Below are 24,011 nucleotides of genomic sequence, written 5' to 3'. Positions count from 1 at the left end.
AAAATGCGTATTATATTATAGAATACAAAAATAGCTCTAAAGCCAAGAATGGAGGGGAATTGAAACCAATCCCCCCCAACTATTGACAAAGAGCCCTTTTTTATTCACTACTTCCTAATTATATATTATAGCATATAAACCAAAAATAAAAGAGGAAATGCAAAATTTTATGCATTTCCTCTAATATTTTTATTAAAAGTTATTAGTTTGTAATAACTTGCTCAGTTTCTTTATCAAAAACATGAATTTTGTTTAAGTCAAAACCTAATTTGATTGTGTCACCAGGTCTTGCATTTGTACGTGGGTTAACACGTGCAGTAAAATCATATTGCTCTGTGTTTAAGTATAAGAATACTTCAGCACCTAACATTTCAAATACGTTTACTGTCGCTTCAACCATACTTTCTGGAGATGACTCAATAAAGATTTGAGTATCATGGATGTCCTCTGGACGAATTCCTAATACAACGTCTTTATCAATATATCCAGCTTCAATTAATTTTTTAGCTTTAGCTTCTGGTAATATAATAGTATTAGGTCCGAAAACTAAGCTTACTCCGTCACCATTTTTGATAGCTTTTGCATCAATAAAGTTCATTTGTGGTGAACCAATGAATCCAGCAACGAATAAATTGTTTGGTTTGTTGTAAAGATTGTATGGAGAATCTACTTGTTGCATAATTCCATCTTTCATAACAACGATTCTAGTTCCTAAAGTCATAGCCTCTGTTTGGTCATGTGTAACATAGATAATTGTTGTTTGAAGTCTTTGATGTAATTTAGAAATCTCGATACGCATTTGTACTCTTAATTTTGCATCTAAGTTTGATAATGGTTCGTCCATTAAGAAAACTTTTGGCTCACGAACAATTGCACGTCCCATAGCCACACGTTGTTTTTGTCCACCTGATAAAGCATTAGGTTTACGATCTAATAAATGATCCATATCAAGGATTTTAGCCGCTTCTCTAACTCTTTTATCAATTTCAGCTTTTGGTGTTTTTCTTAATTTTAATCCAAATGCCATGTTATCATATACTGACATATGAGGATATAATGCATAATTTTGGAAAACCATGGCTATATCTCTGTCTTTTGGTTCGATTTCGTTCATTAAACGATCGCCAATCCAAAGTTCACCTTCAGATATGTCTTCTAATCCAGCAATCATTCTTAAAGTTGTTGATTTACCACAACCAGAAGGACCTACGAATATGATAAACTCTTTGTCTTCTACTTCTAAGTTGAAATCTTTTACCGCTGTAATCCCATTAGGATATATTTTTTTTACGCCTTTTAATGATAAACTTGCCATTTTTTTAATGCCCCCTTAAAAAAATATAAATAATTGATTTCTTTTATGGCTTTTTATTAATCGCATTTTTGTAATACAATTTTAATATTAATTTCACAAGTGTAACTATACACTATTTTTAATTACAACTCCATAGCTTTATTTAACAAATTCCTAAAATTAGATTTGTCTAATTTGTATACTACATGTCTTTTTTTACAATTATTATAGAATCTAGTCCACACATTCTAGCAATTACTGTTTATATTCTATAAATCCTTCCCCTAAAACTTCTTTTACATCAGCTACTATTACAAAAGCTTTTCTGTCAATTTCTTTTACCAACTCTTTTAACTTGACAATCTCTTTTTTAGATACGACACACAATAGGATTTGTTTATCACGGGTTGAAAACATGCCTTTACCATTTATTCCCGTAACACCTCTATCAATATTCAACAATATTGAAGCAGCAATTTCTTCATATTCATCTGAGATTATGAAGGCAGCTTTTGAAAAATGGACGCCTTCTAAAATACCATCTATAATCTTTGTGGTTATAAAAATGGATAAGATGGCATATAACGCATTTTCAGGACCAAAAACAAAAGCTCCTGATATAACAATTATTCCATCTAAAAACAGCATTATTCTTGCCACAGAGAGATGTCTTAAATAGTGTTGTGCTATACTAGCAGCTAAATCCGTTCCTCCTGTCGTAGCAAAGGCCTGAAACACAAGACCTAATCCAACACCTGCGACTATCCCACCGTATACTGTGGCCAATAAAATATCCTGTGTAATCAGTGGTAAACCTTCCGTATAGTAAAGCCCAACTGTTAATACCACTGTAGCAAAAAAGGTTTTTCTACCAAAACTTTTACCTTTTAGATAAATTGCAACAACAAACAAAGGAATATTAATGGCAATATTGGTTAACCAAATTGGAATTTCAAAGCCTAATACATCCAAAGAAATGGATTTAATCACTATGGCAAGTCCTGTAACACCACCTATTACAAGATTCATAGGATCAAAAAACACATTAATGGATATGGCTAATAAAAGTGTGCCAATTACAATTAATAAAAACTCATAGATTGGATGCCGATTGGTGTGTATATCTAAATTATTCATTTTATCCTGCTTTCTTAGAAAATAAATAATAGCTTGTGTTAAATTTAAACCTATTCTATCTATTAAAAATAACTTTTATCATAAATATAGGTAGTAGGATCATTCTTTTTATTCTTGTTGGCTGTTTAATTAATCTGTAAAACCACTCTAGATTACATTTTATCATCCATTTAGGTGCTCTTTTAATTTGTCCTGACATTACGTCAAACGACCCACCTACACCTATACAAGCTTTAACTTTTAATTTGTTTTTATTGTCAGATATCCAAAATTCTTGTTTTGGTGCGCCAAAACCAACTAACAATAAATCTGGCGATAAAGAATTTATTTCTTCAATAATAGTTTTTTCCTTATCTTGTGAAAAATATCCGTCTTGATACCCAATCACTTTAAGACCAGGATGTTTTTCCATCATATTTTTTGCTGCTATTTCTGCTACCCCAGGTGCTCCCCCTAAAAAGTAAACAGTATGTACTGTTTTTGAAATTTTCCTAAAAACATTTTGAACCAAGTCATACCCTGCAACTCTTTCTGGCAAGGGGTTTCCTAATATCTTAGCAGCTTTTACAATCCCAATTCCATCTGGAACAACCAAATCAGAAGAATTAATTATTTCTTTTAATCTTCCCTCCTTTTGAGCTATCATTACTATCTCAGGGTTTGGGGTACATATCATATGGGTCTTTTCATTAGCAGTAACTAAATATCCCATTACTAAATCTATTGCTTGTTTCATAGATATATGATTAAATTTTATACCAATTATATTAACTTTTTTTTCCATATTATCACTTGCCTTTTTTTTTAATTAGATTTAATTAGATTAAACAAATAATCATTATTGGTTTTTGCTTTTCTTTTTAATACCTTACTATTTATTCCTAACTGTTTTTTATTTATCTCATAATCATTATAAATATTTATAATGTGGCTTTTAATCTCTTCATAACTCAAATTTTCAATATGCTTAATACTAGGCATTCCTACTTGATTAAGATAATATTCTATTTTAGGGTCATATACTATTCCAACCATAGGGACCGATACTATCCCAGCATAAATTAAGGTATGCAATCGCATAGATAAAATGATATCCATTTCTTTAATAATACCAATTTGATCATTTGAGGAATAATGTTTACTGATTATCTTAGCCTTTTCCTTCATGTTTTCTAAAATTTGTTCACTAACTATTAAATCCTGAGGATATTGCATAGGAATAAAAACAATATTCATATTGTTGTTTTTAACAATATCATCACAAAAACCTGCAAATTCTTTTACCTGATTCTCATTTCCCCATTTTCTAACTGATATACCTATGTTTTTTTTATTGTTCTGTATACCTTCTTGTTCTAGAATCTTTTTAATACGAGCTTCTTCTGAAGGTTTTAATAAGAAAACAGGATCTGCAGTAATATGAATTGGTGGATTAGTAACACCGATATCTATAAGCATCTCTTTAGATAATTTTTCTCTTAATGTTATTACATCAACTTTATTGATTACTTTTTTCACTATTTTTTTGTTTATTTTTTTATCTAATGGACCAACACCATTAGAGTAGAGCATTACTTTCTTCCTAAATACTTTTCCTAAAAAAATTATAAAAATATAATACCATAGAGATTTTGAACTTGTTTTATCTTGCAACAAGTTTCCGCCACCACTAATTATAATATCGCTCCTTAAAATCCCTTTAAGTACGCTAAAGGGATTAAAGGAGTGTAGGCTATTTATTTGATGATTCTTCGCTGTTTTTCTAGGGTTTGATGATAGGGCAGTAATCTCTATAGGCAATTCACTTTCCTTAATACTTGTACTAATGGCTTGTAAAATAGATTCATCGCCACTATTATCAAATCCCAAATAACCTGAAATTAATATCTTAGTCATTCTGTTAATTTCCCTTCTTAAACCTATTCATTTGTTTAATCAAAAATAGATGTAACGCACTAAATATCAATAATACAATTAACCCTATAACAATTCCATAAACAGCTCCATATATTGTTCTAATAACAGATACGTACATTGGTGTTCTTTGATGTGCAAAAGTGTTCAGTATAGATGTTTGTCCAATTGTTGCAATAAATACAAAAACAACTGCAAAAGTATACTTAAAATAATAAACAAAATAAACACTTAAGAAAATAGCAGGTACTGCAATTAAAAATTCTTTGAACCTTGGCCTTGCAAGTAATTGATTCTCTAAGAAGTTCCTCGTAATTAATTCAAGCATAGAAGGTTGTACATTGGTTTCATGTCCTGTTCTTGCAATGTAAATATACCCAACCATTATAATAACCAATACATAGACAATATATTTTAATTTAATAGGCGCTTCTAATACCCTTAGAGTCATTTTTAAATATTTATTAAATACTTCTTTACAATTATAAGTCTTATGGTTGATAAAATTTTTAATAAGCAACATCCCAATTATTATTAACGGTATTAATTGGCTAACTTTTACACCTCTAAAAATTCTTAGCTCAATAATATAATCTGTTTCAGCAAGCAATCCGCTTAGATATAAACCACCTATTAAGGATATCCCAGACAGTACTACAACAAAGTATATACTTTTACCTATAATTGTTTTTAAGTTTGCTTTTTTACTAGACTTTTTAATCTTTTCAAAACCATTTAGAAGAAAAGCTATGGATAAACAAGGCATAACAACACTAATGATAATCCCTAAGATACTTTTCGAAAAATTAGGGGCCACAAAATTAGTACATCCAAATCCAACTATACCTAATCCAAGTAACCCTAAATTACTTAGCATGTTAAGAGGGACTATTAGATTTAATAAAATAAGTCCAAGGATAATAACACCAATTGTCATTAACATAATCCTATAATAGCTGCTCAACATAACAGGAAATGGCGTATGCTCTCCTATATAAAGGTTATGATTTTCCAACCTTTTGTTTAAATCTTCAAACATTTTCCTGTAGGATTCTTCACTCGTAACATATCTAGTTTCATAAATAAAAGGTCTAAAGTAAATGATCCGTATATTTCTTTCAGTTATGGCTCTATAGTAGGTATTGATTATTTCTTCAGGACCTTCATAGTTATAATATCCATATCTTTCTTGAATATATGGCCAAGTTGTAAATACTCTTACTAATTGCTCCTTATTTAAATAGTCAATTAAATCTTCTAGTCCATTATAATTTAAATGTTGTCTCTGAACATTTGTCTCTATTAACCCTAAACTAATATTGTTGTCCAGTAAAAAGTTTGAGAACTCTTCTATGTGTGTTGGAAAGCCCAAAACCTCTCTCCCCGTTAAAAGCATTACACTTGGTTTAAGATTATAATAATCCATTTCTTGTTGTAAGGAAGCTAGTCTTTCTTTTGGTCTTTCACCATCAGCTAATAACCTTGGTAAGATTTCAAGTCCAGACTGAGCAATGATTTGAATTTTGCGTTCATCTAGGCCAATCCCAAGATTTAATACAGTTGATGAATATATTCTTTCAACTTGTGTACTATAATTAGAACCTTGGTTTATTGCTAAACCATCTCGTAATACTATGGCTTCTTCTCTAGAACCATTAAGAACTATAATATATTTATCCTCAGTAATGAAATGAGTAATTAATTTATCGCTATAAAAAGTTTCGTATTGATCAACAATCCAATTATAGTAAAATGGATTCGTAGTGGTTACGATGACATCATATCTTTCTAAATCTAAAAACTCAACATCACTAAACAATTTATTTTCTTGACCTAAATTTCTTTGACTTAGTAAATCATCATATGTTATAAAGAAAATAATATTATTTTCTCTTGCTAGTGAATGTATATTCTCTTCAGTTAAAGCTACAGATGTAGCACCATATTCATAAAAATTTCTAAACCAATACAATAAGTCCATTTCAGACGCATCTGCAAGTTTTTCTATTTCATTATAATCTAAGATAAATTCAATTCCATGGCTACTTCGTTCAACTTCATTTCTCTCCATTAATGTAGTGACTAAGCCAAAAATACTTAAAAGACTCAATATAGTAAAAATGCCAATAAAAATTTTCTTATTCATCTTTTTTTCTCCTTGCTTTATATTGATTAATAACCCCTACTGTATTCTCTTCTCTAATAATTACTGAAAATATAAGATATAAAATACCACCTACAAGCCCACAAATGACTATTGTACTAATTTGTTTAATAAATAAACTTTTAAATTCGTAACTTTGTATCACATCTCTTATAAAATAGACGCCTATTCCCATAAATATTCCAGCAAAAAGACTTTTCACTAAACAATTTAATAATCCCTTAAAGTCTAAAATACCTACAGCTTTAGCAAATAAAGTTAAATGTATGATACTACCTATAATTAAAGATAATGATGTGGATAAAGGTATACCTAAAAACCCAATTCTACTAGATTTTAAAAAATAGGAAAAAACAAAATTCATTATTAAAATACAAACACCTGTAAATACAGGCGTTTTTACATTCTTCAATGCATAAAACCCTTTATTTAGTACATCTAAAACACCAAAACCTAACATACCAAATGCATATGATGATAAAACACCTGCAACGCTAATAACTGCATTTATATCGAATTGATCTCTTTGATAAATCATACTTATCAAAGGCATTGAAACAAGTATTAAACCAATAGTCATTGGTATAAGTAAGAAAAAAAGGCTTTTTAAAACAGTTGCAACAGAATTAGTAAATTCTTCTACATTATTTGTCACTAAGCTTTTATTAAATTTGGGAAACATAACTGCAGTAATACCATATACAATAACCGTCACTGTTGGTACATAAATTTGATTTGCATAACGTATTGCAGAAACATTTCCCTTACCAATTGTAGAAGAAAACACATTATCAATTAAAAGAATATTTAATTGATATATCCCTGTTACAAAAATAATAGGTATAATTGTTATTAGGAATTTTCTAAATACTTCATCTTTGAAATCCATATGGAATTTATATCTGTAACCTACTTTAACTGCACTAGGAACTTGTATTAAAAATTGTAAAATCCATATTATTAGTGTTGCTATTGCTAAACCATAAACGCCATAATCATTAAAAAAGAAGAATAAGTAAAATATAATAAGAAAATTCCCTGGAAAGCTTATTAATGCAGGGACTATAAAAATTTCATTTCCTTGTAAATATGCCACAAATATATATGCAAGAACAATAAAAATCAATGCTGGAAACATTATCATTGTCAAATGTACTGTTAACATAAAATTTTCTTCAAATCCAGGTGCAATAACTCTTAAAACAAATGGTGAAAATAGTAACCCTACAATAGTTATACCGAATACTATTACTAATAAACTATTAATAATATTATTAACCACCTTATTGGCATTTATATGATCCTTGTCTCTAAGATGTCCAGCAACTATTGGTATAAGCGTTATGCTAATACCTGTTCCTATGCTTAAAAAAGTCATTACTGTTGCTTCTAGAGATAAATTATAGGCATCAGCTTGCAATGTTTGTCCTAATCTGCTTCCTATTAAAGCATCTCGAATAAATCCAATAAATTTTGCAATTAATGTTAACGAAATTACAACTGCAATTGTATTAACAGTACTTTTCTTCTTCATTTTAATCTCCGTTCTTAATAATTTGCCTTATTGCGTCTTTTTTTAATATTAAGTCTGAAACCCTTAACTTCTCTTGTTTCCCTAAAATTACTTCTCTGTATAAGTCTATTGGGAGTTTTTCTCCTGTATTTATATCGTATACAGATCCTGTTTGGCTTGAATATAAATACTCATTTGTTATTAAAGTACCATTTCTTCTAATAACAAAAGGATTTTCAGTATCACTTAATGTATCCCTTCCTAACATATAAGGCATTTCTAGATTCATCAAATTAGCTATTGTAGGTAGTAAATCAATTTTTCCAGCTGGATCATCTACTAAAATTTTTCTTTTATCATTAGGTATATGAATTAAACCAGTCACCTTTTGTAATTTTTCCCATTTAAAATGAGAATAATCTGTCCCAAGATAATCAAATAGATTACTGGCTTGGTCCTCAAATAGAGCAGAGTGATCACCATACATAACAATTAAAGTATTGTCGTAAAGACCTCTTTCTTTTAACTCCTCTAAAAATAATCCAATTGCTTGATCTGCATAGTTAGCGCCTTTTATAAAATTACCTAACATTGAACCTTGATATTTCCCAACATTAAAATCATCATGTATAAATGCATCATAAGGATGATGCGTAGATAATGTGATTAAATGACCATAAAAAGGATTGCCATTTGCTTGTTCTTCTATAAAATCTAATGATTGTCTAAAAAACTCTTTATCTGATAAACTCCATCCCTTTTTCTCCGTCATTTCATAGTCTCTAATATTATAAAATCTATTGAACCCTAAATTTCTATAAATATTTATCCTATTCCAAAAACTAGGCTCATACGCGTGGAACATCATTGTTTCGTAACCATTATCTTTTAATTTATTGCCTAAACTACTAAAATAATTATTTGGGAACATAAAGTATGTAGATCCTGTTCCATAACCAAATAGTGAATTATTCAATATCATTTCAGCATCTGATGTATTTCCACTTCCTACTTGATTATATAAATTATTAAAATAAATGCTTTCTTCTATCAAACTATTAATGTTTGGTGTGATTGCTTGCCCTTCAATTGTCCGATTAATAACAAATTCTTGCATAGCTTCTAATTGAATAACTAAGATGTTCATATCTTTTGCTATTCCAGTAAATTCATTGACTGTTTGTTCATAGAAATAGTCAGTAATTAAAGCATATTCCTCTTCACTTAAACTTTTATCTCTACTAAATTCTACTTTAATATAATCTTTTACATCGTAATAATGATAATAAAGTACTCCTAAATCTTTTACAATGGATCTTCTTTCATAATTATAAATAACATGGTTTACATCTTTATATATGTATCTAAATCCAAGAACGCCTATAATAAATAGACTGACACTAATGGATATTTTAGTGATCCAATTGATTTTTTTAGTTTTACTAATGACTATTAAAACTACTATAAAAATAGGTATGTCAATTAAAAAAATAATATCCTTTATCCGAATTAAAGTTATAACACTTGAGCTTATATCTCCAACTACACCCATTTGAGTTAAAATAATATTGATTCCTAAAGGCATTCCATAATATCTAGAATATAACACATCTGCTAAAAACAAAATACTTATTAATATATTTGATATAAGCAATACTAGCTCTGTTTTGTTAAAAGATATAATCTGAATGATACTGTATAGGATTAAGATTGTAAAAAAAGTTGCCCATAACATTCTATTATTTACTTCTTGATTAAAGGGCGGTAAATTATATTTTCCAGAGTACTGAACATAAAACACTTTTACTAGTATACTTATAATAAAGCCTAAATGAAAGATCAATTTAATAAACTTATTATACTTGCTACCTTTTATTTTATTAATAATTTCCTTTAACATGATTTCTCCTCAATATAATGAAAATGAATTCTCAAGTTTGTTAATTGAAAATATCATTTTCATCTAAGATTAATTAATATCTAATTGTTATATATTACTTAATTATACTATATTCTCCTTTTACCATTACCCAAGTTTTAGTGCTGCTAACGATTCCTCTTCCGTCATCTCTTGGAATAACAAGTAAGTGGTTATTATCAATTGCATCACCTAAGAATAGAGTCTTTCCAGTAGTCATGTTAGGTATACCATTATTATGTAAGTTGTCAAGGACAAATGTCTTTCCAGCTCTTACGATTAGTTCTGTTCCTTCTCCACCGATTAAAACATCTTTTTCATTTAGTTCAACGACAATAAAAGAATTTGTATTTTTATGTGAATCCGATCCATTTGAAGGTTTTGTATGTATTTGATTTTCTAGTTGTTGTAATCTTACATTGTACTCACTTAAAATCTTTTCTACCTCAATTGTAGTTGAACCAGAACCACTACTATTGTTAACTATTTTTGTTATTTGTTCCTCTAACTTTGCTAACTCTTTATCTATATAACTTTTTGTAACTAATGGATCTTGTACAGATCCTGGTTCTGGCGTAGAGGCTTTATTGGCTGTTGTCATTAATAAAAATCCAGCCCCCATTAAACAGAATACACTAAGTGCCAAAAATATTTTTGCTTTTTTTAATGATAACATGTTCCCACCCTTTCGGTGCTATTGATTAGTACCTAAAATTATTCTAATATCTATATTACTTGGAGAAAGTTGATTATCTACTTCCACAACTGGATTATTAAAAAACTCTTTTAAATCTTCTCCCATGTTTTCTTCTCTTACAATAATTTTAGTGGTATTTAGGGCCCCGCTGAGAAAATTCCCAACATTTACAACAGTAAATCCTTTTTCTCTAAGAAGATCTCTTGTTTCTCCTGCAATACCACCTATGGTTGTACTATTTAAGACCTCTATATTTTTACCTACTGAAGATATTAATTTTGGCTCTTCCTTTTCAGTTTTTTTGTCTATTGGTTTATTTTTCATTTTAATCTCTTCAAATAGTTCTATGGTACCTTCTTCGTCCATAACAAAGTAGGATACCCCACCAACGGTTCTTGGTTGTCCTGGTAATGTGGCCATTTCTAGCTTCTCCACATCAAAATCATTGGCAAATTGCATATATTGTAGTACATCATTAAATTCAAAGTTAGTCTCTGCCTGTTCTAATGCAGTTGACAATATATTTGTTAAGTTTAATATATTTCTGTCTGTCAAGATTTGCTTTGAGAACTCTTTCATGAATTCTTGTTGCATTCGAATTCTACCAAGGTCCTGGTCTCCATAGCCTGATCTAAACCTTACCAGTTGCTCTGCTTGAGCACCATTTAACACTTGTCTACCCGCTTTTAAGTTTATATACAAGTTTTGATATGGGTCTGAATATACCATGTTTTGAGGCACTGTAATTTCAACGCCCCCAATCATATCCACTACTTTTTTAAAGGACTCTAAATTCAACTTAATATAGTAATCGATTTTAATGGGTACAAGACTTTCTAAAGCTTCTACTGCATATTCATTTCTTTTATCAGGATGAGAGTAGGCTGATACAGCATTAATTTTCATAACTCTTGGTGTGTCACTTCTTCTTTCCCTTAACGTAGCATATAATCTGTCTGGTAATTCAATACGTGTATCTCTAGGTATTGAAACGATGTCTAAGTTCTTAGTTTTTGTGTTAAATATTCCTACCATAAGTGAGTCTGGTCTATAGCCATCTTCATCTACACCAAAAAAAGCGAATGTTAAGTTTTCTTTTATACCTTTACCACTTTCGTTACGGTTTTTCCCAAATCCAGAGAAATTAATAAAAGATAGATCATCTCCATCATATTGACTAAGTAAGTAAATATAACCTCCCGTAATTAATGAACCAATAACTAAAAAGATAGCTATACTTGTTAAAAATACTTTTAAAAATTTATTAATTACTTTTTTATTGTCATTTTGTTTATTATTTTTTTTGTTATTATTCTTTTTCAAGCTTCTTCCTCCTGCGACAAAATGTATTAAAACAACACTTTATAGTATAGCAAAAGGTTTATATTATGACAAGAAAAGTGTTTTAAATTATCATCCAATTTTTTCCACCATTAGTCAATAAGCTCTTTTACTTTTAAATTTGCTTCTTCTAGCTTCCACTCTAGATAATCTATTTTATTAATTTTTATAAAACTAGAAGGTATGGTTATCATATTATCCGTATTCATAAAATTATCAGTATCCACTTTAACAACATAATTTGCATACTTTAGAATATCAAAGAAGGAGATATCTGTTTCAAGGTATTTATAAACTGTATCCACAATACTTAATATTTCTTGTAAATTACTTTCACTAAGGACCTTAGTAATTAATACAGATAAAAATTCTCTTTGTACTTCTATTCTTTTAAGGTCACCAAGTCTATACCCTCTAAATCTAACCAACTGCTCTGCTTTATTTCCATCAAGTATTTGGACACCTTTTCTAAGGTTTATATATAAATCTTGGAGTGGGTCTTCATGGAACATATTCTCCGGGACATCAAATTCAACACCATCAACTATATCAACTATATCTTTAAAAGCATCTATATCTACCTTTACATAATGGTCAATTTCTAAACCTATAATGATTTCTACAACAGCAATCAAGTCTTTTAATGCTTGTTCATTATGACCTAAATAAGCGTATAGCTCGCTTAATTTACAAAACAATACTCTATTTCTGGGATTATTTTCTTTAATATGTTTAAAATGTTCTTCCCTAAAATCGATGATTAAATCACGTGGAACAGACACTATTTTCACTTCATTGGTTTGCGTGTCTAAATGTGCTACCATTAAAACATCCACCAAAAAACCACTTCCATCATTTCCAATTATTAATCCAGTTATGGAATCTAATTTTGAATTTGGCCTTTCAGGTTGAGGTACAACAACGGTATTATTATTTTCTTGTTGATTTGTATTTGTATTATTATTGTTAATTGGTTTATTATTTGGTGTATTAGTATGAGGATTTGCATATCCTATCAAAAGACTTGCTGAGATTAATACTATAAAACCTATTGAAAAAATGAGATACATAAATTTATTATTTGTTTTTTTCATAGTCTACCTCCAAGGTTACAGTGAATTGCTACACTTAATTTATAATTTTATCATATAATTTACAAATTATGGTTACAAATGTATAACATTTATATTATTTTAATAGATTTTTTGGAAATACTATTTTATTGTATATTAAAATAAAATCAAGACATTTTTTAACTTTATTTTACAAATAATTTTATTAGTAGTAATATAGTTTTTGATGATAAGATTTTTTTTAACCTGTGAAATAACTTCAATTTTTAACATTAATTGTATGAAAGGAGTATTTATGATAAAAATCGGTTCTCATGTCTCAATATCAGGTGGCTTAATTAAAGCTGCTCAAGAAGCTTTATCTTATGATTCTAATACTTTTATGGTTTATACTGGTGCACCTCAAAACACAAAAAGAAAAGACATTACTGATCTAAAAATACAAGAAGGTCATGCGTTTATGAAATCTCATAACCTTTCTGATATTGTTGTCCATGCACCTTATATTGTAAACCTTGCATCCTATCAAGATGATATTTTTGAATTGGCTATTCGTTTTTTAGGTGAGGAAATTGAAAGAACAACTGCTTTAGGGGCAAATTATATTGTTGTACATCCAGGGTCTTATACAAAAAAAGATTTAGATTATGGCATAGATAGAATTGCAGAAGGATTAAACAACGTTTTAGATACTACTACAAAGCCCTATGTTCTATTAGAAACTATGTCAGGTAAAGGCTCAGAAGTTGGTTTTAGATTTGAACAGTTAGAAAGAATTATAAGCAAAGTTACCCATAATGATAAAATTGGCGTTTGCTTTGATACATGTCATACCCATGACAGTGGCTATGATATTGTTAATGATTTTGATGGTGTTATAAATGAATTTGATAAAATCATCGGTCTAGAAAAGCTTAAAGTATTTCATCTTAATGGTTCTCTTAATCCTATAGGTGCAAAAAAAGATCGTCATGCCAATATAGGTGCTGATGGTAACAACCCTAAAGGAAAAGATTATATTGGTTTTGATGCCATTTATAATATTGTTCATCATGAAGTTGCTAAGGATAAACCATTAATTCTTGAAACCCCTTGGATAAGTAAAACACAGAATTTATATAAAGAAGAAATTCATTTATTACGAGGTGATACGAATGAGTAAGTCTGTGGTTATTACAGGAGCTTCAAGAGGAATCGGTAAGGCCATTGCTTTAAAGTTTGCTAAGGAAGGTTATAATATCGGTATTATATGTAAAAATAATGAAGGGTTGCTCCAACAAGTGGAACAAGAGATAAAAGCATTAGGTGTTACTGTCACCCAAATGGTTGGTGATATAAGTGATTTTAATACAGCATCCAATATATTAGATCACTTTTATAATACCCTAGGTTCAATTGATGTTTTGGTCAATAATGCTGGCATCTCCTACATAGGTTTGTTATCTGACATGTCTATTGAAGACTGGCATAATGTGATTAATACTAATTTAACCAGTGTTTTTAATACTTGCCATTATGTGATTCCTAAAATGTTGCAGAACAAAATGGGTAAAATCATTAATATTTCTTCTGTTTGGGGGGAAGTTGGTGCTTCTTGTGAAGTAGCTTATTCTGCTTCTAAAGGTGGATTAAATGCATTTACCAATGCCTTAGGTAAAGAACTTGCTCCTAGTAATATTCAAGTAAACGCTATTGCTTGTGGTGCTATTGAGACGGATATGAATCGTTTTTTAGATGAGGATGAGAAACAGGCTTTGGTTGATGAGATTCCTAGTAATAGGATGGGGGCAGCTGAAGAAGTTGCTGATTTGGTTTGTTTTTTGGCTAGTGATGGTGCCAATTATTTGACTGGGCAGGTTATTCGACTTGATGGAGGGTGGATTTAATTCTGGTAGCTTACGTTCGCCCTTGGGGAGGCAATATTATATATTTGGCTGCCTTTCCTTTCAGCCGGTCGACGCCAAATATATAATATTGCCTCCCCAAGGGCGAACTACTGACATGGACGATTTGTCTATTGTTGCTTTACTCAATATTAATAATAGAATTTAGTTGACTTATAACGCAAAAAAACCCCACATTGTGGGGTTTTTCATTATCTTTTTGAGAACTGTGGTGCACGTCTCGCTGCTTTTAAACCGTATTTTTTTCTTTCTTTCATTCTTGGATCTCTTGTTAAGAAACCTGCTTTTTTAAGAGCTGGACGTAATTCTGCATCAACTTGTAATAATGCTCTAGAAATTCCGTGTCTGATCGCTCCAGCTTGGCCTGTAAATCCTCCACCATGTACACTAACTAAAACATCAAATTTGTCTGTTGTTTGAGTTAATTCTAATGGTTGACGTACAATAAATTTTAGAGTCTCCAATGGAAGATATTCATCTATATTTGATTTATTGATTGTAATATTACCATTACCTGGTACTAAATACACTCTAGCAATACTCGTTTTTCTTCTACCTGTTCCATAATATTTAACCGTTGCCAATTCATTTCCTCCTTTCAGTACAAATCACTAATATTTGATTTCTAGTACTTCTGGTTTTTGTGCTGCATGTCCGTGCTCTGTTCCTCTGTATACACGCAATTTAGTAAGCATTTGTCTTCCTAAAACATTTTTAGGTAACATTCCTTTTACTGCATGCATAAATACTTCTTCTGGTTTGTTTGCTAACATTTCTTTATAAGTAATCTCTCTTAAACCACCTGGATGACCTGTATGGTATCTGTATAATTTTTGATCAAGTTTTTTACCAGTTAATTTAACTTTATCTGCATTAATAATTATAACATGATCACCTGTATCAACATGAGGTGTAAAGATTGGTTTATGTTTTCCTCTAAGCACTGCTGCTACTTCAGAAGCTAAACGTCCTAAAGTATGGCCAGTTGCATCGACAACATACCATTTTCTCTCAACTGTTTCTGCTTTCGCCATAAAACTGCTCATCGAGTTCCCTCCTATTCATCTATCAACTATTCTTTCATGAGTAAATCTATCTAAAACCCGGGGCTAATGGGTCTTTCTAACATTTTAAACTCATACCAAATTATTATAGTACAATCGACCACGTGTGTCAAGACGATATGATGTTTTTTTTATTTTTTTGTAATAATTTTAATTTTTAATTTACAAGTACTGGAAAACTATAAGTCTTTTCTTTTTTATCCTCTTAATTAGCTCTTTTAAAAAAATTTTTTTTATATAAGATTGCACCTGTTAATGCTGTTAATGGGATAGAAAGAACGAGACCAATAGTTCCTGTTAAAGCTCTTACGATCTCTGTAGCAACCAACTCTTGGTTCAATATATCTTTTAAAGGCAACTCATAGGCTAAATACAATAACATTATGTGTATTGAACTCCCAACATAGGCTAATATTAGTGTATTAGACATGGTTCCCATTATATCTCGACCAATATTCATACCCGACCAAAATAATTGTCTAACCTTCAGTGCTGGATTTGCATCGTATATTTCACTAATTGCAGAAGCTATAGAGATACAGACATCCATAACCGCTCCTAATGTCCCAAGTAATATACTTGCAAATAATAAATCTCCAAAATCCAATTGAAGGCCTTCATTCAATACTTGTGGAATATACATTAGCATTTGTGCCTCACTTGATGCAATGCCTGTCAAATGAGTTAATTGTCCAAAAATCAAGGCAATAAGTCCCGCAGAAATAACACCAAAAGATATTCCCATAATAGCAGTAATTGACTTTTTATTAACGCCTGAAATAATTAGTATGGTAAAAAATGTAACGATTATTGATATTATAATAGATAGTACTAGAGGATTATCTCCTTTTAAAACTCTCGGTAGGAAAACCCCTACGATTGCAATTAGGGTTATTAATAAAGAAAGAATACTTTTAAACCCTTTCCAACCACCTATAATCAACATAATTGCCATAAATAGAATAACCAACCACAAAATCTGTGAATCTCGTTTCATGTCAAATATACGGAATTGATTGTCATACTCTGAAAGAAAAACAATAACCTTATCCCCTTTACTAACAATCAACTGATAAGCCATCATATCATCAATGTCGTTTACAACCTCAACCAATTGCCCTTGATACTTACCATCTAAAAGCTTCACTTTCATAACTTGTTGTCTAAAAGTATATGCACCTCCAGATGTCTCATATTCTATTTTTTCATCGCTAATGATACTAATAACTTCCCCTGTGTATAATTCATCTCTTTCTTCATTAGCTAATACATTTGAACTTATTCCTAATAACAAAATAAGTACTATTAAAAAAGAGCTTATTGTTTTTCTTAATATCATATTTTTTCCTCCCCGTAATATATTTTCTCTAATGTTAAACCTTTCGCTGGAGCAGTTGCACTTGCATTTGCTCTATCTTTGCTTTCAATAATTCTATTTAGATCCTCAATGGTAATTCTATGTAGCCCAATATCAATTAAAGTGCCTGCAATAATTCTAACCATATTGTACAAAAATCCATTTCCTGTTATGACTATTTTAATAAATGAATCCTCTTTCTTCACTTCTAAATCATAAACTGTTCTTACAGTGCTTTTAACAGAAGAATGAGCAGAACAAAATGCATTAAAATCTTTTTTTCCAATAAATAGTTTGGTTGCTTTTTTCATCTCCCCTAAGTCTAATTTTTTAGATATAAACGTAGCATAATGTCTATGTTGGGGTAATATAAACTCTTGGTTTAAGATTAAATAATTATAAGTTTTTTTAATTGCATCATATCTAGGATGAAATTCCAAAGGCACTTCTTCTGATTTTTGTATCACAATATCCTCTGGTAATCTTGCATTTAATGCATATGCAATTTTATCACATGGTATAGTAGTATCCACATCAAAAACGGCTACTTGTCCCATAGCATGAACCCCTGTATCTGTTCTGCTTGCACCTATTAATTTTATTTCCTGGGAAAACAATTTTCTACAAGCTTCTTCAATTTTCTCTTGTATGGTTATGGCATTGTTTTGTATTTGCCACCCGCAATAATTGGTTCCATCATATGCTATTATTAATTTAATTCTTTTCATCTTATCACACTCTCAAAAAAATCTATACGATTATTATCATAACAAAATATGCCAATAATATACAATATGCTATAAAATCTTTTCTTTCATATATCAATTCTTTTAGCTTAGTTCTTCCTTCTCCGCCTCTATAACATCTTGCTTCCATAGCCATTGCCAAATCATCGGCTCTTCTAAATGCTGATATAAAGAGAGGCACTAATAATGGAATCAAGCTTTTTGCTTTCTTAATAATGTTACCGCTATCAAAATCTGCACCTCTTGCCATTTGAGCCTTCATAATCTTGTCTGTTTCTTCTAATAAAATTGGAATAAATCTTAAAGCAATGGTCATCATCATAGCAATTTCATGGGCAGGTACTTTAATTTTGGTTAGTGGAGACAATAGTCTTTCAATGCCATCTGTTAACTGTATTGGCGAAGTGGTTAATGTTAATAATGAAGATCCCATTATTAAAAATATTAACCTAATAGCCATAAAAATAGCCAATTCAAACCCTTTATCAGTAACGGTTAATGGGCCTGCTTTTAACAAAACATTTTCTCCTGGGGTTAAAAACATATTTAATAGTACTGTAAATAACAAAATCATAAATATAGCTTTTAGCCCTTTTAGAATAAATTTGACAGGTACTTTTGAAATCCTAATGGTTCCAAATAAAAACAATGCTGCCACTATATATCCATAAAAATTCCCCACAAAAAATATGGATAAAATAAAAGCAAAGGTCCCGTTTATTTTAACTCTTGGGTCTAATTGATGTATTATAGAATACGTTGGATAATATTGTCCAATTGTAATGTCTCTTATCATTTGACTTCCTTTCCTTTCTTAGGTTTTTAAAAATAAAATCCCATAAATTTCAAGAGAAAGTGACTTGCCATATCTAAATGTAACGATTCTTTAGACATTTTATAAGCTCTAATTTCGCCTCTTCAATTGTTGTTATATCTTCTTTTATATCAAAACCCTTTTTAATAAGTTCATTTATTAAATACGTAATTTGTGGTGCTCCTAGTCCTATTTCTTCAAGTTCTTTATAGTGCTTAAATATCTTTTTAGGCATATCATCAAACTTCACTTTACCCTTATCCATTACAATAATTCTATCCACATATTTTGCTATATCTTCCATACTATGAGACACTAAAACAACGGTTTTTTGAGTCTCTTTTTGTAATTTGTTAATCTCATTGAGAATATCATCTCTTCCTTTTGGATCTAATCCTGCAGTGGGTTCATCTAAAATTAGAACTTCTGGCTCCATGGCAAGAACACCGGCAATAGCAACCCTTCGTTTTTGACCACCAGACAATTCAAAAGGAGACTTTTCTAGTATCTCTTTGTCTAATCCAACTTTTTCTACAGCGTTATACACTCTATTTTTAATTTCTTCAGCACTTAAATTAAGATTATGAGGACCAAAAGCAATATCTTTATACACCGTCATCTCAAAAAGCTGATGCTCTGGATACTGAAATACCAATCCCACTTTTTGTCTTAAATCTTTCAATTTAAAAGTTTCCCCGTAGATGTTTTTATCATCATAATAAATTTGTCCACTTGTGGCCTTAACAAGGCCATTCAAATGCTGTATCAAAGTAGACTTACCAGAACCTGTATGTCCAATAAGACCAATAAATTGGCCCTTAGGAATGGTTAAGGTAATATCTTTTAACGCATGCATTTCATAAGGTGTACCCTTACCATAAAAATAATTAACATTCTCTATCTTAATTGACATAAAGCACCAACCATTTCTTCAATTGTTAAAATACCTTCTGGAAGTTCAATACCCTCATTTCGTAATAAATGAGCAAGCTCCGTTACTTGAGGCACATCCAGTTTTAAACTTTTTAACTCATCCACTCTTTTAAAAATTTCCCTAGGCGCACCTTCCATTACAATCTTGCCATTATCCATAACAATAATCCTATCCGCTTGAGTCACTTCTTCCATATAATGTGTAATATGAATCACTGTAATATGTTCTTCTTTATTAAGCATCTTTATGGTTTCAATAACTTCTTTTCTACCTCTAGGATCTAACATAGCCGTTGGCTCATCTAAAACAATACACTCCGGCTTCATTGCCATAACACCTGCAATAGCAATCCTTTGCTTCTGACCCCCAGAAAGCTTATTAGGAGAATGGTCTTTATACTGACTCATACCAACTCTATCTAAAGCATTATCCACACGGAATCTAATTTCATTAGAAGGAATCCCCAAATTCTCAGGCCCAAAAGCAACATCTTCCTCAACAATGGTCCCAATAATTTGATTATCTGGATTCTGAAAAACCATACCAGCACTCTGTCTAATATCCCAAATATGAGCATCCTCTTTACTATCCAACCCCTTAATCCAAAGCGTCCCCTCAGTAGGCTTTAACAAAGCATTAATCAGCTTAGCAAGAGTAGACTTCCCAGAGCCATTATGTCCCAGAACAGCAATAAACTCACCTCTATTAATCTCAATAGAAACCCCATCAAGGGCCCTAAAAAACGCCCCAGTTTCCTCTTCATCATTATGACTATGATACTCAAAAACCAAACCCTGTCCATTAACAAACTTATCCATACAATCATCCTCAAATCTAATAAGAATCCTTTTATAAGATTATAAACTTTAGAAAAATTTATTACAACACCTTAAACCACAAAAATTGTAGAAAGCATCATAAAAATCTGTTTTATAATTTTAAATATTTTCCACGTTCTAAGACATCACAACGCGTAAAAAAACCACAGGCAGAATATGGAGTGTTATATATATAAGATTTAACCGCGGAGTCAAGGATGGCGTAGCTGGACCCTATTACCCTGAAATATAAAAATTCATTTTGCTTGCAAGGAATTGAATTTTTATGTTTCACTTGAAAGTGATACAATCACTTTCTTGAAGGATGGATAAGGGTCCATTAATCTTATATATATAGCAGTCCAGATTCGTCCCAACTGATAATAATTTTTAAACATATCTAAATATCCACTCGCAGAATATCAAGTGTTATATATATAAGATTTGACCGCGGAGCCAAAGATGGCGTAGCTCGACCCTCTTATCCAAGGATGGATAAGAGTCGATTAATCTTATATATATAACACTTGATATTCGTCCCCATTGACAACACCAAAAAGAATAAATATTTAAAAAGGGACTAAGCTATTCGCTTAATCCCCATATATACTATTACACTAATTCTAAAATTACTTCCTCAGCTGCATCACCTTTACGTGGACCAATCTTAATAATTCTTGTATATCCACCATTACGATCTACATACTTTGGTGCAATCTCATCAAATAATTTATCAACTAAATTAATTTCTTTAGTATTAGCTTTTCTTTTTGCGTTTTCAGCTGGTACTTCCTTAACTGGATATAATACCTTTAACATTTGTCTTCTTGCATGTAAACGCGTTGCGTTATCTTTTTTGATTGATTTTTCAACTTCATCAAAAACAGTAACTTTTTTGCCATTCACTTCTTCTTTAACTCTTTGACCGTCAGCTGTTTTACGTGGTACCTTAGCTGTTACAGTCAATTCAGTGTAATTATCTTTTTCTCTAACTGCCATTGCAATTAATTTTTCAGCGATCTTGCGAACTTCTTTAGCTTTAGTATCAGTTGTTTTAATTTTACCGTGGTAAATTAAATTTGTAACCTGATTTCTAAGTAAAGCTTTTCTTTGATCAGAAGTTCTTCCAAGTTTTCTATAGCCTGCCATTACTCTAGACCTCCTTTGCTTTTTGAAAGGTCGCAAATATATTACTGCGAGCTTCCCCTAATATTATATAATTCCTGATATTTATTCATCACTTGGTTTTAGAACAAGGCTTAACTCTTTTAACTTAGCCAATACTTCTTCTAAAGATTTACGTCCCAGATTTCTAACTTTCATCATGTCCTCTGGTGTTCTATTGATAAGTTCTTCAACAGTATTAATACCTGCTCTTTTTAAACAGTTATATGAACGAACAGATAATTCTAATTCATCAATACTCATTTCAAGTACTTTTTCCTTTTCATTATCTTCCTTTTCTACCATAATCTCTGCATTTTTAGCATTCTCTGAAAGATCTATAAACAAGTTAAGATGCTCATTAAGAACTTTTGCAGCAAGACTTACAGCTTCGTCAGGACCTAGAGTTCCATTTGTCCATACTTCTAAAGACAACTTATCATAATCAGTTATTTGACCTACACGTGTGTTTTCTACAATTAGATTAACACGCTCTACTGGGGTAAAAATAGAATCTATAGCTATTTCTCCAATAGACTGATCACTATGTTTGTTTTTATCTGAACCAACGTATCCTCTTCCTTTGTTAATAGCAAGCTCCATAAAGAGTTTACTATCTGCGCCACCATTTAAAGTAGCAATTACTAGTTCAGGATTCATAATTTCAATGTCCGCATCTACTTGTATGTCACCTGCTGTAACAACGCCTTCACCTTCAAATTCAATGTACGCAACTTTAGGCTCGGAACTACTGCTATTGTTTCTAATAGCAATATTTTTAATATTCATTATGACTTCTACAACATCTTCTTTAACATTTGGAATCGTACTAAATTCATGAAGTACACCTTCAATCTTTACGCTGCTAACAGCTGCCCCTGGTAATGAAGAAAGCATAATTCTTCTTAATGAATTACCAAGTGTAGTACCATATCCTCTTTCTAAAGGTTCGATAATAAATTTTCCATATCTATTATCCTCAGATATCTCTGCAATTTCAATTTTTGGTTTCTCAAAATCAAACACTTAAAGAACCCTCCTTTAATTGGTTTACTTTTTTCTGAGGGTAGTCATTTTCTACTAATCAAATAATTATTAACTCTTATAGATTATTTAGAATATAACTCTACGATTAGTCTTTCTTCTACTACTGTATCAATTTGGTCTCTTGTTGGTACATCTGATACTTTGATTGTTAAACTTTCTCTATCAGATTCTAACCATTCTGGAGTAATTCTAGACCCAGTTGTTTCAATAATATCTTTAAATCTTTGTATACCTCTTGTTTTTTCTCTAATTTCTATAACATCACCAGGTTTACATTGGTAAGATGGAATATTAACTCTTTTACCATTTACTAATATATGGTTATGACGAACCACTTGTCTTGCTTCAGTTCTTGAACGTCCTAATCCACCACGGTATACAATATTATCTAATCTAGTTTCTAGTAATATTAATAAGTTATCCCCTGCTGTACCTTTTCTTCTATCTGCTTCTGCATAAAGATTTCTAAAAGGCGTTTCTAATACACCATAAATTCTTTTTGCTTTTTGTTTTTCACGTAATTGTAAACCATACTCAGATAATTTTTTACGGCTTTTACCGTGTTGACCTGGAGCATATGGTCTACGATCTACTGCACATTTAGCTGTAAAACATCTATCGCCTTTTAAGAATAGTTTTCCACCTTCTCTACGACAAAGTCTACAAACTGCACCTATATATCTAGCCATCTTTAATTACACCTCCTATACCATTAAACTCTTCTACGTTTTGGTGGGCGACATCCGTTGTGTGGTACTGGTGTCACATCCTTAATACTTGTTACTTCTAAACCAGCTGCTTGTAAAGCACGAATAGCAGCTTCTCTTCCAGATCCTGGACCTTTTACCATTACTTCAACTGTTTTTAAACCATGAACCATTGCTGCTTTTGCTGCTGTATCCGCTGCAATTTGCGCTGCATAAGGAGTAGATTTTCTTGAGCCTCTAAACCCTAAGCCACCAGCACTTGCCCATGAAAGTGCGTTACCTTGTGTATCCGTCAAAGTAACGATTGTATTATTAAACGTGGATTGGATATGCGCTTGTCCACGGTCTATATTTTTCTTTACGCGTTTTTTAGTCGCTCTTTTGGACACTTTCTTTGCCATTCAT

At 31.0% G+C, this 24,011-nt stretch carries 23 protein-coding genes; 2 read left to right on the top strand and 21 right to left on the bottom strand.

Annotation, left to right across the window (positions count from 1 at the left end):
* Nucleotides 1-202 precede the first annotated feature (202 nt).
* From EDC18_RS10950 to EDC18_RS10905, 10 genes are all read right to left on the bottom strand, one after another.
* Complete coding sequence (locus tag EDC18_RS10950) at nt 203-1,315, bottom strand: ABC transporter ATP-binding protein (protein ID WP_132253117.1); 1,113 nt, start codon at nt 1,313-1,315, stop codon at nt 203-205.
* 234 nt (nt 1,316-1,549) lie between these two features.
* The gene (locus EDC18_RS10945) at nt 1,550-2,431 is read right to left on the bottom strand and encodes a YitT family protein (RefSeq protein ID WP_132253116.1); all 882 of its coding nucleotides are present in this window, start codon (nt 2,429-2,431) and stop codon (nt 1,550-1,552) included.
* Between the two features lie 55 nt (nt 2,432-2,486).
* A complete protein-coding gene (locus tag EDC18_RS10940; RefSeq protein ID WP_132253114.1) occupies nt 2,487-3,215 on the bottom strand; it encodes a WecB/TagA/CpsF family glycosyltransferase in 729 nt (242 codons plus the stop codon).
* Nucleotides 3,216-3,235: 20 nt separating this feature from the next.
* On the bottom strand, nt 3,236-4,327 hold the full coding sequence (gene csaB / locus EDC18_RS10935) for a polysaccharide pyruvyl transferase CsaB (protein WP_132253100.1): 1,092 nt from the start codon (nt 4,325-4,327) through the stop codon (nt 3,236-3,238).
* 4 nt (nt 4,328-4,331) lie between these two features.
* Nucleotides 4,332-6,491: a DUF5693 family protein gene (locus EDC18_RS10930; RefSeq protein ID WP_132253098.1), complete on the bottom strand. Its 2,160-nt coding sequence runs from the start codon at nt 6,489-6,491 to the stop codon at nt 4,332-4,334.
* A complete protein-coding gene (gene murJ / locus EDC18_RS10925) occupies nt 6,484-8,043 on the bottom strand; it encodes a murein biosynthesis integral membrane protein MurJ (protein WP_132253097.1) in 1,560 nt (519 codons plus the stop codon). The genes EDC18_RS10930 and murJ overlap by 8 nt, the downstream gene beginning before the upstream one ends.
* A 1-nt stretch (nt 8,044) precedes the next feature.
* Nucleotides 8,045-9,922 (bottom strand): LTA synthase family protein, encoded by a 1,878-nt coding sequence (locus EDC18_RS10920; protein WP_132253095.1) that lies wholly within the window; start codon nt 9,920-9,922, stop codon nt 8,045-8,047.
* A 94-nt stretch (nt 9,923-10,016) separates the two neighbouring features.
* Nucleotides 10,017-10,616, bottom strand: coding sequence for a hypothetical protein (locus EDC18_RS10915; protein WP_132253093.1), 600 nt, complete (start codon nt 10,614-10,616; stop codon nt 10,017-10,019).
* A gap of 18 nt (nt 10,617-10,634) precedes the next feature.
* Nucleotides 10,635-11,960 (bottom strand): LCP family protein, encoded by a 1,326-nt coding sequence (locus EDC18_RS10910; protein ID WP_132253091.1) that lies wholly within the window; start codon nt 11,958-11,960, stop codon nt 10,635-10,637.
* Between the two features lie 110 nt (nt 11,961-12,070).
* Nucleotides 12,071-13,072 (bottom strand): LCP family protein, encoded by a 1,002-nt coding sequence (locus EDC18_RS10905; protein WP_132253089.1) that lies wholly within the window; start codon nt 13,070-13,072, stop codon nt 12,071-12,073.
* Nucleotides 13,073-13,346: 274 nt separating this feature from the next.
* Here EDC18_RS10905 and EDC18_RS10900 point away from each other — a divergent pair, with 274 nt between their 5' ends.
* The gene (locus EDC18_RS10900; protein WP_132253087.1) at nt 13,347-14,213 is read left to right on the top strand and encodes a deoxyribonuclease IV; all 867 of its coding nucleotides are present in this window, start codon (nt 13,347-13,349) and stop codon (nt 14,211-14,213) included.
* Nucleotides 14,206-14,937, top strand: coding sequence for an elongation factor P 5-aminopentanone reductase (gene ymfI / locus EDC18_RS10895; RefSeq protein WP_132253086.1), 732 nt, complete (start codon nt 14,206-14,208; stop codon nt 14,935-14,937). Before EDC18_RS10900 ends, ymfI begins: the two co-directional genes overlap by 8 nt.
* A 209-nt stretch (nt 14,938-15,146) precedes the next feature.
* On the opposite strand, the gene rpsI is transcribed toward ymfI, so the two are convergent.
* The 11 genes from rpsI to rpsK all read right to left on the bottom strand — a co-directional run bounded on the left by rpsI (nt 15,147) and on the right by rpsK (nt 24,007).
* On the bottom strand, nt 15,147-15,539 hold the full coding sequence (gene rpsI / locus EDC18_RS10890; RefSeq protein ID WP_132253084.1) for a 30S ribosomal protein S9: 393 nt from the start codon (nt 15,537-15,539) through the stop codon (nt 15,147-15,149).
* A gap of 27 nt (nt 15,540-15,566) precedes the next feature.
* Nucleotides 15,567-16,001 carry a 50S ribosomal protein L13 gene (gene rplM, locus EDC18_RS10885; RefSeq protein WP_132253082.1) on the bottom strand — a complete coding sequence of 145 codons (435 nt, stop codon included), beginning with the start codon at nt 15,999-16,001 and terminating at the stop codon, nt 15,567-15,569.
* Between the two features lie 223 nt (nt 16,002-16,224).
* Nucleotides 16,225-17,358, bottom strand: a complete 1,134-nt coding sequence (locus EDC18_RS10880) for a YibE/F family protein (RefSeq protein WP_132253080.1) — start codon at nt 17,356-17,358, stop codon at nt 16,225-16,227.
* Nucleotides 17,355-18,104 (bottom strand): tRNA pseudouridine(38-40) synthase TruA, encoded by a 750-nt coding sequence (gene truA / locus EDC18_RS10875; protein ID WP_132253079.1) that lies wholly within the window; start codon nt 18,102-18,104, stop codon nt 17,355-17,357. Before truA ends, EDC18_RS10880 begins: the two co-directional genes overlap by 4 nt.
* A 22-nt stretch (nt 18,105-18,126) precedes the next feature.
* On the bottom strand, nt 18,127-18,918 hold the full coding sequence (locus tag EDC18_RS10870; protein WP_132253077.1) for an energy-coupling factor transporter transmembrane component T family protein: 792 nt from the start codon (nt 18,916-18,918) through the stop codon (nt 18,127-18,129).
* Between the two features lie 73 nt (nt 18,919-18,991).
* Nucleotides 18,992-19,849: an energy-coupling factor transporter ATPase gene (locus EDC18_RS10865; protein WP_132253076.1), complete on the bottom strand. Its 858-nt coding sequence runs from the start codon at nt 19,847-19,849 to the stop codon at nt 18,992-18,994.
* Nucleotides 19,834-20,688, bottom strand: a complete 855-nt coding sequence (locus EDC18_RS10860; RefSeq protein ID WP_132253074.1) for an energy-coupling factor transporter ATPase — start codon at nt 20,686-20,688, stop codon at nt 19,834-19,836. Before EDC18_RS10860 ends, EDC18_RS10865 begins: the two co-directional genes overlap by 16 nt.
* 612 nt (nt 20,689-21,300) lie before the next feature.
* Nucleotides 21,301-21,837: a bL17 family ribosomal protein gene (locus EDC18_RS10855; RefSeq protein WP_132253072.1), complete on the bottom strand. Its 537-nt coding sequence runs from the start codon at nt 21,835-21,837 to the stop codon at nt 21,301-21,303.
* Nucleotides 21,838-21,918: 81 nt separating this feature from the next.
* Complete coding sequence (locus EDC18_RS10850) at nt 21,919-22,878, bottom strand: DNA-directed RNA polymerase subunit alpha (protein WP_132253071.1); 960 nt, start codon at nt 22,876-22,878, stop codon at nt 21,919-21,921.
* An 83-nt stretch (nt 22,879-22,961) separates the two neighbouring features.
* Nucleotides 22,962-23,588 (bottom strand): 30S ribosomal protein S4, encoded by a 627-nt coding sequence (gene rpsD / locus EDC18_RS10845; protein WP_132253069.1) that lies wholly within the window; start codon nt 23,586-23,588, stop codon nt 22,962-22,964.
* Nucleotides 23,589-23,611: 23 nt separating this feature from the next.
* Entirely contained in the window at nt 23,612-24,007 is a 396-nt protein-coding gene (gene rpsK, locus EDC18_RS10840) for a 30S ribosomal protein S11 (protein WP_132253067.1), read from the bottom strand.
* Nucleotides 24,008-24,011 lie beyond the last annotated feature (4 nt).

Origin of the sequence: Natranaerovirga pectinivora, from assembly GCF_004342165.1 — a bacterium.
GTDB classification, from domain to species: domain Bacteria; phylum Bacillota; class Clostridia; order Lachnospirales; family DSM-24629; genus Natranaerovirga; species Natranaerovirga pectinivora.
The sequence above is the reverse complement of the archived record's forward strand: the minus strand, read 5'-3'. Positions and strand labels throughout refer to the sequence as shown.